General features: G+C 47.5%; 10 protein-coding genes and 2 tRNA genes. 3 read left to right on the top strand and 9 right to left on the bottom strand.

From position 1 onward, the window contains the following. Positions 1–298: 298 nt before the first annotated feature. Both BACCOPRO_RS11850 and BACCOPRO_RS11845 read right to left on the bottom strand, forming a co-directional pair. Positions 299–371: transfer RNA gene (locus tag BACCOPRO_RS11850), tRNA-Met, on the bottom strand. A 20-nt stretch (positions 372–391) separates the two neighbouring features. Next, positions 392–464, bottom strand: a tRNA-Met gene (locus BACCOPRO_RS11845). A 256-nt stretch (positions 465–720) separates the two neighbouring features. Here BACCOPRO_RS11845 and BACCOPRO_RS11840 point away from each other — a divergent pair. The 3 genes from BACCOPRO_RS11840 (at position 721) to BACCOPRO_RS11830 (ending at position 2,862) form a co-directional block, all read left to right on the top strand. Further along, positions 721–1,317, top strand: a complete 597-nt coding sequence (locus tag BACCOPRO_RS11840) for a TetR/AcrR family transcriptional regulator (RefSeq protein ID WP_008143962.1) — start codon at positions 721–723, stop codon at positions 1,315–1,317. A 21-nt stretch (positions 1,318–1,338) separates the two neighbouring features. Continuing rightward, positions 1,339–2,085: a 3-oxoacyl-[acyl-carrier-protein] reductase gene (fabG, locus tag BACCOPRO_RS11835; RefSeq protein WP_008143960.1), complete on the top strand. Its 747-nt coding sequence runs from the start codon at positions 1,339–1,341 to the stop codon at positions 2,083–2,085. A 105-nt stretch (positions 2,086–2,190) separates the two neighbouring features. After that, a complete protein-coding gene (locus BACCOPRO_RS11830; protein WP_008143959.1) occupies positions 2,191–2,862 on the top strand; it encodes an RluA family pseudouridine synthase in 672 nt (223 codons plus the stop codon). Between the two features lie 335 nt (positions 2,863–3,197). On the opposite strand, the gene BACCOPRO_RS11825 is transcribed toward BACCOPRO_RS11830, so the two are convergent. The 7 genes from BACCOPRO_RS11825 to BACCOPRO_RS11795 all read right to left on the bottom strand — a co-directional run bounded on the left by BACCOPRO_RS11825 (position 3,198) and on the right by BACCOPRO_RS11795 (position 17,547). Next, entirely contained in the window at positions 3,198–4,547 is a 1,350-nt protein-coding gene (locus BACCOPRO_RS11825) for a sigma-54-dependent transcriptional regulator (protein WP_008143954.1), read from the bottom strand. Positions 4,548–4,636: 89 nt separating this feature from the next. Then, positions 4,637–7,144: a hybrid sensor histidine kinase/response regulator gene (locus tag BACCOPRO_RS11820; RefSeq protein ID WP_008143952.1), complete on the bottom strand. Its 2,508-nt coding sequence runs from the start codon at positions 7,142–7,144 to the stop codon at positions 4,637–4,639. 6 nt (positions 7,145–7,150) lie between these two features. Next, positions 7,151–8,470 carry an MATE family efflux transporter gene (locus tag BACCOPRO_RS11815; RefSeq protein ID WP_008143950.1) on the bottom strand — a complete coding sequence of 440 codons (1,320 nt, stop codon included), beginning with the start codon at positions 8,468–8,470 and terminating at the stop codon, positions 7,151–7,153. Further along, positions 8,467–9,705: a M16 family metallopeptidase gene (locus tag BACCOPRO_RS11810; RefSeq protein WP_008143947.1), complete on the bottom strand. Its 1,239-nt coding sequence runs from the start codon at positions 9,703–9,705 to the stop codon at positions 8,467–8,469. Before BACCOPRO_RS11810 ends, BACCOPRO_RS11815 begins: the two co-directional genes overlap by 4 nt. Before the next feature lie 31 nt (positions 9,706–9,736). Next, on the bottom strand, positions 9,737–10,588 hold the full coding sequence (locus BACCOPRO_RS11805; protein WP_008143945.1) for a peptidylprolyl isomerase: 852 nt from the start codon (positions 10,586–10,588) through the stop codon (positions 9,737–9,739). 31 nt (positions 10,589–10,619) lie between these two features. Further along, positions 10,620–12,971: a translocation and assembly module lipoprotein TamL gene (gene tamL, locus BACCOPRO_RS11800; RefSeq protein WP_008143944.1), complete on the bottom strand. Its 2,352-nt coding sequence runs from the start codon at positions 12,969–12,971 to the stop codon at positions 10,620–10,622. Continuing rightward, positions 12,937–17,547, bottom strand: a complete 4,611-nt coding sequence (locus tag BACCOPRO_RS11795) for a translocation/assembly module TamB domain-containing protein (RefSeq protein ID WP_008143942.1) — start codon at positions 17,545–17,547, stop codon at positions 12,937–12,939. The genes tamL and BACCOPRO_RS11795 overlap by 35 nt, the downstream gene beginning before the upstream one ends. Positions 17,548–17,661 lie beyond the last annotated feature (114 nt).

Raw genomic sequence — 17,661 nt, 5'->3', positions numbered from 1 at the left:
TCGGAAACTTCAGGAAAACTTCGGATTCTTTTCTTTTGTTCATCGGATTCTTTTGTTGGAAGTGCTGAGGTGTTTCTTGTATACTTTTGAGCTTTGCTGAGAGACTGCTGGGGGTGTCTGGAAGATGCTCCGGAAACGTGCGGTCGTTGCGGCCGAATCGACCGCACGATGAGGCTGCATCGTACTACTCGATACCGGACAATCGTGCGGTCGATTTTGAGCCATTGTTAAGGGGATTTCGGGGAAGGGGAAATATAAAGAAAAAACCTTCCGCTGAAGCTGCGAAAGGTTTGATAAGTTGCGGAGGCCTGACTCGAACAGACGACCTTTGGGTTATGAGCCCAACGAGCTACCAACTGCTCCACTCCGCGATGTTTCGTCTTTTAGTTAGTTGCGGAGGCCTGACTCGAACAGACGACCTTTGGGTTATGAGCCCAACGAGCTACCAACTGCTCCACTCCGCGATGTTTTTTCTTAATTGCGGTGCAAAGGTACGGACATAAATTGGGAAAAACAAGTCTTTTAGTGATAAAATATGTAAAAACACATCAGAAAAGGTCGGAATGTATCTGTTACTGAGTAAAAAAGAGGTGCTCACAGTCTTTGCATGAGGTTACGGAAAGGGAAAGCGGTGAAATATGTTTATTTATTTGTGTAGTCGGAAGAAAAAGTGTACTTTTGCTCAAATTTTATTTAGGTGTGCAATAGGAGAGGAGGAGCATGACAGTACAAAAGACCCGAGCTAAGCTGGTAGATGTAGCCCGTCAGTTGTTTGCGAAGAAAGGCGTGGAGGATACAACGATGAATGATATAGCCGTGGCTTCCCGGAAAGGAAGGCGGACTTTGTACACGTACTTTAAGAGTAAGGAACAGATTTATATGGCTGTGGTTGAGTCTGAACTGGAAATGTTGTCTGATCGCTTGAAGGAGGCTGCAGGGAAGACTATGTCGCCTGACAAGAAGATACTTGAACTGATCATGACTCATCTGGACACCATTAAGATGGTGGTATATCGGAACGGAACCTTGCGTGCCAGCTTTTTCAGAGATATCTGGAGGGTAGAGGCTGTACGAAAACACTTTGACCTGAATGAAATAGTTTTGTTTCGCCGTATTCTGGAAGAGGGAAAGATGCAGGGCTATTTTGACATTGATAATGTGGATATCACGGCAGACATTCTGCACTATTGCATCAAGGGAATTGAAGTTCCCTATATCCGTGGGCAAATAGGCGAAGACCTGGATGACGAAACAGGCTGGCGCTATGTCGCAAAGATCGTTTATGGTGCCTTGGGATGTACGAAAAAGAACTTGTAATTATCATTAAAAATAAAGATTATGGGATTATTAACAGGAAAGACAGCCATTGTAACCGGTGCTGCACGTGGTATCGGTAAGGCTATTGCAATGAAGTTCGCTGCTGAAGGCGCGAATATCGCATTTACTGACTTGGTGATTGACGAAAATGGCCAGAATACAGAGAAAGAAATCGCTGCACTGGGCGTGAAGGTAAAAGGTTATGCTTCTAACGCTGCCAGCTTCGAAGATACTGCCAAGGTTGTTGAGCAGATCCATGCAGACTTCGGTTCTGTAGATATTCTGGTGAACAACGCAGGAATCACGAAAGATGGTCTGATGATGCGTATGAGCGAAGCTCAGTGGGATGCTGTGATCGGTGTAAACCTGAAGTCAGCATTCAACTTCATTCATGCTTGTACTCCGATCATGATGCGTCAGAAGAGCGGAAGTATCATCAACATGGCTTCTGTTGTAGGTGTACATGGCAATGCAGGTCAGTGTAACTACTCTGCATCCAAAGCTGGTATGATCGGTCTGGCTAAGTCTATTGCACAGGAACTGGGCTCTCGCGGTATCCGTGCCAATGCGATTGCTCCGGGATTTATTATCACCGATATGACAGCAAAATTGTCTGATGAAGTGAAGGCTGAATGGGCAAAGAAGATTCCTTTGCGTCGTGGCGGAACTCCGGAAGATGTTGCCAACATTGCTTTGTTCTTGGCTTCTGACATGTCTTCTTATGTATCCGGACAGGTTATCCAGGTAGACGGTGGCATGAACATGTAATTCGTTTAGATAAGGTAAAGAGTCGGGGATGAGGAAACGGACTTTTGTCGGTCGGTTTCTGCATTCCTGATTCTTTTTTTATACAGAAACTTTCATTGAAAGCTTATGACCGTAATTTATGAAGACAACCATATCATTGTGGTGAATAAGACGGCCTCTGAGATTGTGCAGGGTGATAAAACGGGTGATACACCGCTGTCGGAAACAGTGAAGCAATACCTCAAGGAGAAGTATGCGAAGCCGGGCAATGTTTTTCTGGGAGTGACTCATCGCTTGGATCGTCCGGTGAGCGGACTGGTCGTTTTTGCCAAGACGAGCAAGGCGTTGTCGCGTCTGAATGAGATGTTCCGGAATGGAGAGGTCAAAAAGACATACTGGGCAATCGTGAAGAATTGTCCGAAAGAACCGGAAGCTGAACTGACACATTATCTGGTAAGAAATGAGAAGCAGAACAAATCGTATGCGTACGATAAAGAAGTGAAGGATTCGAAGAAGGCTGTTCTTCATTATCGTCTTATCGGACATTCAGTAAACTATTATTTGCTTGAAGTAGATTTGAAGACTGGCCGCCATCATCAGATTCGCTGTCAGCTGGCTAAGATGGGATGTCCCATTAAGGGAGATCTGAAATACGGTTCTCCCCGTTCCAATCCGGATGGTAGCATTTGTCTGCATGCGCGACGGGTACGTTTCGTGCATCCTGTATCAAAAGAGCTGATTGATCTGACGGCACCGGTGCCTGAAGGAAACTTGTGGAACGGATTTGCTGAGGTATAAAAGGAAAAGAGAACGCTTCACAGCGTTCTCTTCCGTTAACACATAGGCATCTTCATTTATCAAGAGATTGTGTCTCTTTCTTTTGACTGAAACACAACCTCCAAACTTTATTCTATGGGGTTGGGTTTATGAGTCTAGTTTAGTTTGTTTTTGAGTTTTTGTTTTATTGTCTTTTGAAGGTTTGTCCCTTCTCTTAAATAGTTGCAAGAGGTGTGCCACAATTTTCAGATATTTCTATTCCTCTGATTATCAATATTTCTTTTATAAATCCCCATCCAAGACCATTGTGGAATTGTGGAAATTTGTGTGGAAAGGTGTGGAATTTTTCCACACCTTTATTGTGGAATATTGTAGAGTTTTAGTTTATTGTAGAGTGTTTTCCGGTCAACTCCCAGAAGCTGTGCTGCTTTGGTTTTGTTGTTCCCGGTCTGCTGAAGCGCATTGAGGATGCGTTGTTTCTCCGTTTCCTCATCATGCAAGACGAAAGAATGCTGCATTTGTTGTGCATCAGGTGTGGCATGTTCCAGTATTTCGTCTCCCAGTTCACGTATGGAAATGAAGTCTCCCTGTGCCAGCAGGGTTGCACGTTTGACGATATTCTTCAGTTGTCGCAGGTTGCCTGGCCATGAATAGTTTTGCATGGCTTCGCTGGCTGCAGCATCGAATCCGATGAGATGACGGTCGAGTTCCCGGTTAGCCTGATCGAGAAAGAAGTTGGCAAAAAGCAGAATGTCTTCCTGCCGGTCCTTCAAAGCCGGCATAAGGAGGGTAAATTCATTGATTCGGTGATACAAGTCTTCTCTGAAATTTCCTTTGGAGATGGATTCTTTCAGATTCTCATTCGTGGCGCTGACAAGGCGTATGTCAACCTCAATCTCTTTGGTTGATCCGATCCTACGGATACGCCGTTCCTGCAAGGCGCGGAGTAACTGCACCTGCACTTCGTAGCTGAGGTTTCCTATTTCATCCAGAAAAAGAGTTCCTCCATTGGCTTCTTCAAAGGCTCCTACTTTGTCCGTAAGTGCTCCGGTAAAAGATCCTTTTACATGTCCGAAGAACTCGGATGCAGCCAGGTCCTTGGGAATGGAACCGCAGTCAATGGCAATGAAAGGTTTGTCAGCCCGTTTGCTGAGCTGATGGATGCGGTGGGCAACATATTCTTTTCCTGTTCCGCTGGCTCCGTTAATCAGAACAGACATCTGGGTCGGAGCAACCAGATTGACGTAATTGTAAAGCTGGCGGGCTGCTTCGCTCTCTCCTTCTAGAAAATTCTGTGTGGCAAAGTTTTCCTTGCTTTCCTTGGGTGTAGCAACAACCTTGCTTTCCTGTGAGATTGCTTCCTTGATTTTTTTCAGAAGTTCGTCCGGCTGTACAGGTTTGGAAACGTAGTCTGCAGCTCCTTCTTTCATGGCCAGTACAGCTCCCTGTATCTCTGCATAGCTGGTCATGATGATAACCGGAGTTGCTTTCTGCAGATCTCTCAGCCAGGATAACAGATGAATTCCATCTTGGTCAGGAAGGCGCAAGTCTGATAGAATGAGGGAAAAATCGCGTGTAGTCAGCAACTTGCGTGCGCGTGCGTTTGTACTGGCGGTTTCCACCTCATATCCTTTCTTCCCGAGCCATGTTTTCAGCATGGTGGCGAAAGTCAAATCATCTTCAACAATAAGTATAGACTGCGTCATTCTGTTCGATTACAATATTTATCCCACAAATATACGCTTTTTTGCGAAAAAAATCAGCCTGCATATTTTTTTTCATTGTAAATATGCTGTTATCTGATTGCTTGTACCACTTCTTTTGCACAATCAATGATTGTTTGAGCCTTCCGGATCATCTCTTCCGTGAGGGTCTGACTTCCTCTTTGTTGTTCCAGATCTTTTAACGGCTGTATGGCTTTATGGGCTTCGATCATGGTGAAAGTTGGAAGCATTTTGTGTGCAACGGCGCATAATGTTTCAGCATCACCTTCATCCAGAGCCTGCTGCATCCGTTCGTAATTGCGTGTGGTTTCTTGCGCAAAGGTCGTTAATATTTCGCTGGCAGCTTCTTCGTCATCGGCAGAAAAGGCTGTCAGTGGAGCGAAGTTGTAAGCCGGACGGGAGACGTCAGAGACTGATACGGAACCGGATGCATCTGTCGTGGAAGCTGAAGGCTCTGTGTGGAGGTTACATGCTATTACCTTCCGGAGGATCTCGGAAAGATCATTCTGGTTGAAAGGTTTGTGCAGTCTGCCTGCAAATCCTTGGGCATGAAAGTCTCCGTCCTCCATATCACTTCGTGCCGTAATCGCAATAACCGGTAAGGTTCTGGCCTGTGGAACGTCCAGTTCACGTATGGCTCTCAGGAGTTCAAAACCATTCATTGCCGGCATTTGTATGTCGGTGAATAAGATATCAAAACTTTCGTTCCGGATCAGACTGAAGAGTTCTTCCGGCTGTTCGCAGCATTTTACAATAACCCCTTTGTTTCCATCCCTTTCTTTTGGATCCAGCAAGTTGTGGAGCATGGCCTCAGTCAGATTCATTTGGATGCGGTCGTCGTCAATCAGCAGTACGCGCAAGAGATTGTCTGAGAGCGGTTGTTCCTGTTTTTCCGGAGTCGGACGTTGGGAGATGGAGGGCAGAGGCATGCTGACACTGAACGTACTTCCCTGGTTCAGTATACTTTCGATACTGATCTTTCCTTGAAGTAGTTCCACCAATTTCTGGGTAATGGAAAGTCCCAGTCCAAAGCCTTCCTGTCCCTGGGCGCTGCGTAAACGTGTGAATTCCTGGAAGATTCGCTCTTGTTCCTGAGGAGTCATTCCACATCCGGTGTCTGTAACCTGGAAGGTAAACTGATTGCCCTGATAATTGGTTTGAAGTGTAATACTTCCTTTGGCGGTAAATTTCAGCGCATTCGACAACAGGTTCTCTGCTATTTGGCGGATGCGGAAAGGATCTCCTTCCAGAGTAAGCTGATGCGATATTTTTTCATCGAAGATCAGTTTCAGTCCTTTCTTTTCGGCCAGCGGGAGGAAACTTGTATAGATCGTTTCAAACAGTTGATGCGGGTTGAAAGCTACGGGATGTAAATCCATCTTCCCGGCTTCCAGCCGATGGTAATCCAACAGTGAGGTGATCAGATCCAGCAAATGCTGGGCTGAACTTTTCATGTTGGACAAATAGAACTGTTCCCTTTTGTCTTTGACCAGCCGGATGAGCAGGTCAATATAGCCGATGATGGATCCGGCAGGAGCTTTGATGTCATGCGTAATGGTCAGCATCAGCTTCTCTCGTGCTACCAGAAGATTCTCAGCATATAGTTTGGCTTTTTCCAGTTCTTTCCGGTAATGGTTGCTTCGGGTAATGTCACGCCAGATGATGGCAAAGAACACCAGTACAAGGATTACGGCGAGAATGGAAATGGTAGCCATGGTCCATGCGGCCTGGTTCCGGATATAAAGTTCCTGTTCCAGCTTTTTGTGTGAAGCGCTTTGCTCATCCAGCTCAATGCTTTCCAGCAATTGGTTGACACGTTTGCTCAGGTTACTGCCTGCAATGCGCAGTCTGTTGGTACGGGCATTCAGGGTACGTTGCTGCTGCTGCTGGGTCTGCAAGACTTTATCATGAATACCGGTCAGCATGTTGGCGATTGTATCTACCGGGCTGTATATTTCGTCGATTGTATCGGTGAATACCTCCTGCACCACATTGCTCACCTGAGTGGAATCTTCTTTTCCCGGTGCAAATACATCTTTCAGTCTCTTGAAGAATCCTTTCTTTTTGTGGTGAATGGTGTATGAATTGTGATGAGTGATGACTTTCCTTTTTACTCTGGTAGCATTGCTTAGCAGAGAATCCTGCTGACTGATCAGGCTGTCCAGCTGCTGCCGGTACAGTTCATCGGTCGGATTCTGCCGGAGAGCCTCGAGAACAGAGCGCATGTTTCTTTCTTTTTCTTGCAGCAGTGAGCGCACGGTATCAAGTCGGGCCAGCTGCAAGGTATCGGTAAGCAGAATCTGTAAAGAGTCAATGGCACTGCCTACTTCCCGCATGGCTTTTTTATATCGGGGATATTCATGCAGCCTGCCGACATGCAGAGTCTGCCCTATGATTTCCGCTTCATAAAGCTTGCTGATTACCTGATGCGTGCTGCGTCGCCGGCTGTTTATGGTCTCTTCCAGGCCAGTCGGTTCGGTAAGCAGATTCATTTGGCGGTAGATATATCCGATAGCTCCGAAGAGCAAGGCTATGAGAAGGATGTATCCGCAAGCTATTTTTGATGAAGTGGAAAACATAAAGGCTTAAGATTTTGTCTGATGTCTGAATCGTAAATAATACATGATGCCGGCACTTGTCAGCCCTAAGGGGAATGCCATCCAGATACCTGTAGCTCCCCATCCTGCGATGAAGGCAAAGAAGTAGCCTGCAGGGAGCGAGATAATGAAATAGGCAATGAAAGCGAAATATAACATCGGCTTCACATCGGCAATGCCGCGAAGGGCGTTGGCAAAGTTGATTTGCAGTCCGTCTCCAAACTGATAAAGCAGGAAAGGAATGATAAGTTGAGCCACCATGATCCCTACATCCTTGTCGTCGGTAAACCATCCTCCGATGTGATGTCGCAGTAAAAAGATCGGAATGGCCGAGCAGACAATCATGACCAGCATAATGTGAAATCCGCAGTTGGCTGTACGTCTTACGTTGTCAATGTCCTTTTGTCCGTAGAAGTTACTGATGCGTACGGAAACGGCTGCTCCCATACCATAGTACATCATGAAGCAAACCTGTGAGACTGCAATCATGACCTGATAGGACGCAAGTGCCGTACTGCCGAGCCATCCTACCATGATTGCGCTTAGACTGAATGAAGCTGTTTCCATTCCCATCTGTCCGGCAATGGGCCATCCTAACCTGTTGAGCAGGACAAAGTCCGGTTTGTTGAGGCACCCGTGGAAGAATCCTTGCCGGAATACGGTATAGCGGGAGGAACTGAAGAAAAGGATCAGATAGACTACAACCATCAGAATACGGGAAACCAATGTCGATATACCGGCACCGACAAGTCCCATTTCCGGCATTCCCAACTTACCGTAAATAAGGATGTAGTTCCCTAGAATATTCAGGATATTTCCTCCCAGAAGAATCCACATGGAAACCTTTGTATCAGTGATGCCGTCTGTAAACTGCTTGAAGGCATTAAACCATAATACGAAGGGAAGGGAGATAATCAGGACCGCCAGATAGGGCTTGATGTAGGGCAGCAGTTCTTCCGGTTGCCCCAGATGTTGTACGTTCAGAAAGAGTGCAATCATGGCTGCACATACGATAACCGCCAGGATGGTATTGGCAAATATACTGTTCTTGAGGGTTCTTCCGACCTCCTGATTTCTTCCTTGTCCGAAAAGACTGCCTACGACAGGAGTCAGTCCATAGGAAAAACCGGTACTGAAGATGATGGCCAGATTGATCATATTGTTGACAAAACTGGCAGCAGCCAGTTCTGTTGCACTATGATGACCGATCATTAACGTATCGGCAAATCCAAGCACAATGGTTCCTATCTGCCCGATGACAATGGGAATACCCAATGTGAGCAGTTCGCGATAATGAGTCTGTTTCATTGCTCAGCTAGATAATAAAGAATACTGCAGTTTTCGGGAACAAATGTTTGTCTGGCAGCTTTTTGTATTTGTCCGGCAGTTACGGCACGATACTTTTCGACCTCCTTGTTGATGTCTTCTGCCTGACCGATCAATTCAAAATAGGCCAGATTGGTTGCTACGTTCAGGTAGTTCAGATTGTTGAAGATCTGTTCACTCTCATAACGGTTCTTGACTTTTTCCAGTTCAGTCTCCTCTACAGGAACAGTTTTCAACCGTTCCAGTTCTTTCCAAATGGCCGATTCGGCATCTTGAAGAGAGATACCTTGCGAGGGCTTTCCGGTGATTTGTAAGAGTCCGTCGTCCAGGCTTCCTGAAATGTAAGCGTCAATGGTCGTGAAGATTTTCTGTTCTTGAACCAGCGACTGGATAAATCGGGAAGATTTTCCGTTTGAAAGGACATCGGTAATCATGTCGTACGTGTAATATTCCGGATGATAACGGTTGCAGATATGAAATGCCATATATAGCGTATCAACCGGAACGGGGCGTTTGACGCTTTTCCGGCGGATGGCTGTCTGTGGCTGTTCCTGAGGCAAATTCCGGACAGGAACATTCCGACGTGGAATTGGTCCGAACCATTTTTCAGCCAGTCTGATGGTTTCTTCAAAAGAAATGTGTCCGGTGACGGCGAGTATGGCATTATTCGGTGCATAGAAACGGAAGAAGAAATCCTTCACTTCTTCCAATGTCGCATTGGCAATGTGACTGATTTCCTTACCGATGGTCGGCCATCGGTAAGGATGTGTCAGGTATGCCATTTCCCGTATCAAATGGGAAGCATCGCCATAAGGCTGGTTCAGATTGCGTTGCTTGAATTCTTCAATAACCACTTGCCGCTGTACTTCCAGACTTCGGGGACTGAAATCCAGACTTAACATCCGGTCGCTTTCCAGCCAGAATCCGGTTTCAACATTCTGATAGGGAAGCGTGATATAATAATTCGTGATGTCATTATTGGTCCAGGCATTGTTTTCCCCTCCGGCATTTTGAACCGGTGTGTCATAATCCGGGATATTTACTGATCCTCCGAACATCAGGTGTTCGAAGAGGTGGGCAAAGCCTGTATGATCCGGATCTTCATCACGTGCCCCGACATCATACAGAATGTTGAGGGCAGTCATCTGGGTTGACTTGTCCTCATGGTGTACGATGCGAAGTCCGTTTGCTAATGTATGACGGTTTACGTTGATCATTAATAAATTACAAGATTGAGTATTGTGCTACTTAGTTTTCCAGTACAGTGGCTTTCAAAATCCGGATGTCTGTGACTGGGCGATCTGCGCGGTTGGTCTTGGCACCTTCTATCTTTTCTACGACATCCATGCCGTCGGTTACTTCTCCGAAGATTGTATAGGCTCCGTCCAGATGAGGAGCTCCTCCTACGGTCGTGTATGCCTTGATCTGTTCAGGAGTAAATTTCAGGGCAGGTTCTTTGGACACAATCTCACGTGCCTGTGCTTCCAGTGAATCCTGAAGCTCCAGCAGCCCTTCGTTGTCTCCGGCCTTGCGCATTTTGTAGATTTCCTTCATATGCTGACGTGCCAGTGTGTTGAATACGTTTTCCAGTCGCGCTTCATTCATCTGGTTTTCCATATTGATCATTTGTGCTTCGCTGAACTTGCGTCCTGTTACGATATAGAACTGGCATCCGGATGAGGCTCTTTCCGGATTGACTTCATCTCCGGTACGTGCTGCTGCCAGAACTCCTTTCTTATGAAAGAATTTTGTATTGAATTCTGCCGGAATGGTATAGCCTACATCTCCGTTGCCCAGCATGGCAGTGTCTGAAGCATGTTTGCTTTCCGGGTCACCGGCTTGTATCATGAAGTTCTTGATAACCCGGTGGAACAACGTACTGTCGTATACACCTTCTTTCGCCAGCTTGATGAAATTGTCCCGATGCTTGGGCGTTTCATTGTATAGTTTCACTGTAATGTTACCCAGGGTTGTTTCCAGGAGAACCTGTGTCTCGTTACTTTTTTCCATATTGCTATTTTTTTGTTGACGGCTGTTGCATGCAGTCATGCAAGTCGCTATCAGGGTTAATAAAACAAGTACTTTTTTCATATTGTGCATTCTAATTCTTTGCAAATTTACGAAAAAGTTTCTAGAATGGATAGCCGATGGCAAAATGAAGTCCCATACCGTCCTTGAATCTGGGGATGTTGTAGTAACCGGATTTACCGGTGTCGTAAGGCACGTGCAGGGCGATACCCCAGTCAAGACGGAGTACCAGGAAGGAGAAATCATAGCGGATGCCGACTCCGGTTCCCAGGGCGATGCTGTCAAAGAAATGGTTCAGACTGAATTCGGCATTGGGGTGGGCTTCGTCTTTTCTCAGCAGCCAGACGTTGCCTGCATCCAGAAATGCGGCTCCATTTAAGTTTCCTCCAAGGAAGTTGGAGAAGATACGGAAACGGTATTCCAGGTTGGCTTCCAGCTTGATATCACCTGTCTCGTCCACATACGAGTAGGAAGAGGAACTTGCAGGATGGAAGCGTCCCGGTCCGATGGACCGTATGGTGAAGGCACGGATGCTGTTGGCACCTCCGACATAAAACTGCTCACTGTAAGGAGCGATTGTTTTATTTCCGTATGACCAGATCACACCTCCCATGATACGGGAAGCCAGCTGGTGCTTTTCGCTGAATGTATACAGATGTCTGAATTCAGATGTAAACTTCAGGAACTGGGCAAAAGGAGTGCCCAGCAGCTTTTTGTCCTTTTGACTGAACTTTTGTCCGAAAGCTGCATATATCAGAGAAGTGACGTTTCCGGCAGACGTTACAGAGTTCTCCCACCAGATACGGTTCTTCTTTTTCTTGTAGGTGTCGTCGTAGGTCAATGTGTAGGTGACTGACGGAATAAACTGGTCATCCAGACTGTGGAACAGCATCGGATTGGCATTGGCTATTGAATCAAAGCGTGCCGTACGGTGCTGGAGGGTGTTGAATGCCAGGTGCAGAGGTGTTACGGTATGCTTCATGCTGCGTTTAGGCTGGAAGCTGTAAGACACGGTTCCACCGAAAGAAAGCATTTTGAAATAACGTGCACGGTTCACCTGCTCGGCATACACCTTGAAGTTTGTATGCGACGGGAAGCGGAACGGGTCGACCCGATTGCGCACCCATGGAAGAACCAGACGTGGAAATTCCAGCGTAAGTGCTGCTCCCAGTTCATAGGAGTTCATGACAGAACTTTCTCCATCGACGGTCGAACTGGTCTGCCACTCGTAAGAACCTTTTAATTCCAGGTTGAGAGATGCTCCCATGCGCTGGAAGTTTTTCTTGGAAAGATTGAAAATGGCTCCAGGTCCGGTCTGCTTGGTACTTTTGGTTGTGACGTTTAATTCCAGTTCACTGTCGTAAGGCAAATCGAATGTAGCATTGACGCGTACGTCCAGCGTGTCGGTAACAATGCTGTCGTTCATGCGGGGGATGTAGCGGAATTCACTGAATTTAAATACTCCCAGACGGGCCAGTGCTTCTTGCGTATAGTTTTGTTTGATCTGCGAATATTGTTCTCCCGAGCGGTAAAGAAAGCGTTTGCGCAGCACACCGTACCGCAATCCCGGCTTGTCGCCTGCATAATGAACCGTAAAGTTCCGTGTCTGCATGGAGTCAGTGGGCTGTTCTCCGTTGTATCCTGTCAGGTACACCGAGGTATTTCCTATATAATAGGTGCGCAGGGCTTCCCGGGGCACACTGGCCTTAGGGAGAATCTTCAGATTGACATATCCGGGATGCATCAGGGTATCTGCCAGAAATGTAATGAAGTCTGTCCGGTAATAGTAATATCCGTTGTTGCGGAACAGGTCGACGAGGCGCTGCCGTTCTTCATTTAGTTTAGTGACGTCGAAATGATCCCCCGGCTTGATGATACGCTCTTTGTAAGTTGCTTGTATCATGCTGTCTGCACGCGGACTGAATCCCTGATAGCGGATGGAGTCCAGATAATAAGGCTGCCCCATATTGACATGATAGGTCAGCTTGATAGCCCGCGGATTCTTGGTACTGTCTACCTGATACGTGACATTGCCGTTGAAATAGCCGTAATCATGCAGCAAGTTGCTGGCAACTTTCACCCGTGTGTCCGGATTGACAGTCGACAACAGGACCGGTTCGGCTGCCAGTTTCTTGAAGATCCATTTCCCGAGTCCTTTTTCATAACGTTTGAAACTGTTGTATATCCATAGTCCGAACGGGAAGGGAATACGCTTCTTGGCACTTCCGAAAAATGAATTGTTCGGGGCAATGCTGATGGCTGCTTCTACCTCAGCCAAAGCTTTTTCTCCCATGGGACTCTGGTCGTTCCGGTTGATATGAATGTCCTTGATACCTGTATACAACACTTCTCCCTCCGGCAGATTGCGGGTGGTGGAACAGGCTGTACCCATAAGCAGGAGCAGAAGTACCAGCAGTATATTATAGTTTCTTATCTTCATCCTTTGCTTTTTCATGATTCTTCTTTTTGTTTCTAAAGATGAATAACTCGCCCAGTCGGCTTACCTTCTTGCGAAGCACGATACCGGCTCCGGTTTCAATGACTTCACCTTCCAGGACACTTTCGTAGTTCTTGTCGTGGAATACCTTGATGTATCGGGTTCCGCTGTTGTCCAGACGGTATTCGATGGAAACGTTGTCGATGAAGGATTCATCCTGTTCCGCATTGTTACCCGTCGAGATCTTACCGCCGATGACAATGCGGAAACGGTTGTTCCAGAAGCGCTTTGCGAACTGGAAGTTATAATCCGTACGAGTCGAACCGTCTTCTCCCTGATCGCTGGTTTCCATACCGAAGTTGACATCGAAGCCCTTCAGTGCACTTCCGGCAATGTTGTTGATTTCGCTTTGCAGGAAGGAGTTCAGGGCGCTGTTGGCATCAAATCCACTGCTGCCCGCCGTATTACCTTCGGCCAGATACATACCGGTAACCAGCATGGTCACTGCCAGTTTGTTTCTTTCTTCAGCAGACATGGATGCCAGTTCGTTCTGTACACTTCCGTCATCGGGCGCTTCCAGCGTAAAGAGGAAGCCAAGATTTTCCAGCCGGTTGGTAATGCTGACTCCTACATCAAAGTTCACGGTGCGCGATGCTTGTCCTTCCTGAGCTACGGAGGCGCGTACACGTTCGGACGCCTTGATATTCAGGTTCGGGTTCATGACGTTTCCTGTCCATTCGATATAGCTTCCGTCGCGGATATGGAATGTCTTCAACGGAATGATCGGCATTTCATATTTCATCTCACCGCTCATAAGCGAATACCGGCCGTTTAATACCATCGTTCCTTCCGGTGTGTACTGGAAGGACAGGTCGCCTCCTCCTTCTACCAGCATGTAGTTGCTTCCGTTTTCGTTCAGGTCGACCTTGCATTGTACGGCCTCGTCTATATGGAGCGTCATCAGCAAGTCGATACCTCCCAGCGGAATGGTTGGAATCTGCCGTTTCCGGATATCTGTCGTATCGTTGAAATTGACGAATGTAACAGTTTCTCCCAACCGGTCTTCAACGGTAAGAGGAGAATCTTTCAGGATATAGGTAAAGTCACTGCTTCCCAGAATATTCATATTACCTCTGACTACCAGTGCATCCACTCTTCCTTTGACTCTGGAATTGAAGTCGACGTTCAGTTTTCCGTAGACCAGTGATTCTTTGGTACGTTTGGCATTGAAAACCTCAAAGTTTGAGGCGTTCATCTGCAGGTCGAGTGTCATGTTGGCCATATCGGAGAAATCAACATCCCCGTTGATGCGGAACGGTGATTTACCTTGTGTAAAGATCTTGAACTGGTTAAAATTCAGTTTACTGTCGGTGATCTTGACTGGCTGATTGTCAAAACGCAGGTTGAGGGATGCCTGCGGAATGCCGACCGTGACGCTGTCCAGAGCAATTTCCCCGTTCATTAGCAGTTTGCTTGAAGGGCCGGCAATCGTCATGTTTCCGTCCAGGTCGCCGTCGAGTACAGCCATCCGGTCGGGGATGAATGTATTGGCCAGTTGCAGAGGCAGATGATGAAGTTCCATCTGTGCAGACAGACTACCTTCTTCCTGCGCAGGTGTGGCAGAGAAATAGGAACCGCTCATACTGGCTATTTCGTTGTCGTTGAGGGTTACATACCCGTCAATCCGGTGTTCTCCGGTTTCTTTGGGCAGGTAGACAGCGCTCAGTGCCCAGTCACCCATCGGCTGCTGGTTGTAGGCCAGGCGGTCAATGCTTACTTCTGCGGAGATCAGTGATTCCTTATTGTTCTGTACATAGTGGGTTTCCGCACTGATCAGTCCGGCAATGTCGGGCATGTATGGCACAATTCTCCGGAACTCGGCAATGTCAATCCGGTTAAGCGCCAGGGTCAGATCCTGCTGCACGGTCGAATCCGGAGTTGAATAGAAATGGATACCAGTATGGTTTTCATCAAACAGGCTCAAATTGGCCTGGATACGTCCGTTGTCGCTGATGTTTACGTAATTATGCGGATTGGCATGGAAGGTACGATATACCAGTGTCGGATTTTCCGGCGATACATGTACGCTGAATCCGTACTCATGGATACGTGCCAGGAGGCCGAGTGAAACTCCACATTCTTTTTTTCCGTTCAGATAAGTGATCAGTGTATGGGCATCGTCGCTGCCGATATCTCCTTCAACGGATACGTCAAAGGCTTCCTGGAAAGGTTTGGTACCGGCTTTGACACCGCTGCTGAACAGGATTTTACCTTCTGCCTGCGACGTGTTGAAATAGATGGTATCCAGAGACAGACTGTCGGTGCGTAATCCGTAAAGATAAGCATCTCCCTTCAGACCCAGTTCAGGAGATGTCTCCAGACTGACCTTCATGCGGTTGTAGTTCAGCTGTTGGGCCGACAGGAAATTGGCAATCGGGTTGTCTGTTCCGGAAAATATTCTGAAGCTGGTGGTCGGGAGAGTCCGTTTCAAGGCCTCCTGATCGATTTTCTTTTGTTTCCACTGCTCTGCCATCAGCCTGCTGGTCCGTTCAAGCCGTCTGGAAAGCCGTTCGATTCCGTCTTCCGAACGGAACAGAAAGACAAGATCCCCGGCATTAGCAAACGCCTTGATCGAGTCGCTGGCCGTATTGAGTCCCAGATGGATATCTTTGGCCTTGAAGGTCTTCTTGGGCGTGATAAGCTGGATTCCCGTAATATCTGCCCGGATACTGTGCTTTTCTTTCATGTCCGTCTTCAGGCGGATGCCGATATTCTGAGAAGTCTTGAAAGGCGATGCCACCAGGTTAAGTCCCTGCCAGTCCAGCCGCTGTACATCCGTGTTGAGTGTTGCTTCAATCTCTTTGGGATGAAGCAGGGCTTCCAGTTGTGCAGATATGGCCATCAGATGATCCGCTGCCTTAAAATTCGCCTGTGCCCTGGATTGTTTGAGCCCGGCGTCCAGTTCGATGCCGGATAATATTCTGGTGGCATATTGCAGATGTACCAGCCGGAATCCGGCCTGTAGGGAAGTTTTGGGTGAGAAGAAGTCAAATCCCTGTCCTTCCGCATCCAGTGAAGCGGTAAGTGTAAACAGAGAGTCTTTCGGCAGAAAGGCATGCAGATCCAGTTCGTGGATATCCAGCTTTGTCTGATAAGCTTCTTTGGCCAGATCATACCGGGCCAGTAGGTTGACATTGCCGGAATCCTTTGCCAGTTTGAAGTCTGCGTCAAGAAGATTTCCCTCGAGTTTGATGAGGCCGTTCAGGGATGTTCCTGCCGGAACGAGCAAGTCTCCGGTCAGTGCCTGAAGGAACTTCATGTTCTGTGTATGCGCTGCCAGGGTGAATTCTCCTTGCCGTTTCAGGCTGTCCAGCGGGAGATCAACCGTTCCATGGGCTTCCATCCGGAACGCTTCGGGCTGGGAAATGCTGAGAGATGTCAGCTCCAGCCGGTTAAGGTTACCGTCCACTCCGGCACGGATCTGGAGCGGAGACGACGGGAAGCGCTGGCGGAACTCTTCGGGAAGTCCGGGAATGAATTTGAACAAGTCGTTTTTGCCGATCTCGGCCATCAGCCTTCCACTCATCGAACCATCCTGTCCGGGTGTGGTGGCACTCCAGTCGGCCAATGCCTGAAAGTCCAGATAAGAATTTTCTGTCTTCAGCTGGAGTGAAGGGATGCTGATTGTCTTGCTGTTGGAAACGAGGTGTCCTTCCGTAGACAACACCTGGAGACCGGAACGTTCTTTCAGTTCCAGTTGCCGGATGCTGGCCCGTATATCGTTGCCCGCGTAATAGATTGAGTCAATGCCGATCTGGATATTGCTGACGGCAATGTGTGCAGGATCGAAGCCCTCATCGGCCAGCGGGCTGTTTCCGCTGTTGTAGCTGGCCTGTCCGTCCGTGAGATTAAATGTGCCGATGGTATATGCAGCGTTGTGAAGATCAATGAGTCCGTCTCTCACGGATGCTTTTCCTACGCGCAGCTGCATGTCCATGCTGTCGAGCGGCATTTCCAGAGCAAAAGCAACGTTACTTAAATCGACTTTGTCGAGCCGGATTTTCCAGAAGGGCGGGGGAGTCTGCGTTGTGTCGGCAGCCGTTGTGTCGGCCAGACACAGGGACAGATCAGCATCTTTCAGCCGGATCGTATTGACAATGGCAGTTTCGGGAGTCAGGTCCACGCCGTGTGACTCGATGAAGCAGTCTCCCAGTTTTCCTTTCAGGAGCATGCCTTCCATAAGCTGGGCTGTGTTTACTGAAGCATTTTTCAGTTCGAAACCGTCCAGTTCCACCTGTTTCTTGAAGAGCGGCATCAGCTGAATTTTGACAGTCAGCTTGTTGACATCCAGTATGGTGTCCTGCTGGTCAATTACCTGCGTTTCGTGGACGACCAGATCAAGCGGGAACGAAAGTGAGAGTCGTCCGATGTGTATCTGCATGCCCGTTGCTTCGGAAGCATATCGGGTCGCCTTGTCCACCAGAAAGTTCTGGACAGGAGGTATGTATAGCAAGATACATATAATTATGAAGAGGGCAATGGGAGTCAACAAGACAATCCCCACCCATTTGAATAGTCTTTTCATTGCTTTCATCTAGCTGTATTATCATTGCGAATATATAAAAAATAACCGAATGCCGTGATATTTTGTTTAAGAAGTCTTTCGATGGATTCATATTTTATTTTTACCTTTGTGCAGTTACTAACT

Origin of the sequence: Phocaeicola coprophilus DSM 18228 = JCM 13818 (genome assembly GCF_000157915.1) — a bacterium.
In the GTDB taxonomy this organism is placed as follows: domain Bacteria; phylum Bacteroidota; class Bacteroidia; order Bacteroidales; family Bacteroidaceae; genus Phocaeicola; species Phocaeicola coprophilus.
This window is presented reverse-complemented; position numbering and strand designations above follow the sequence as displayed.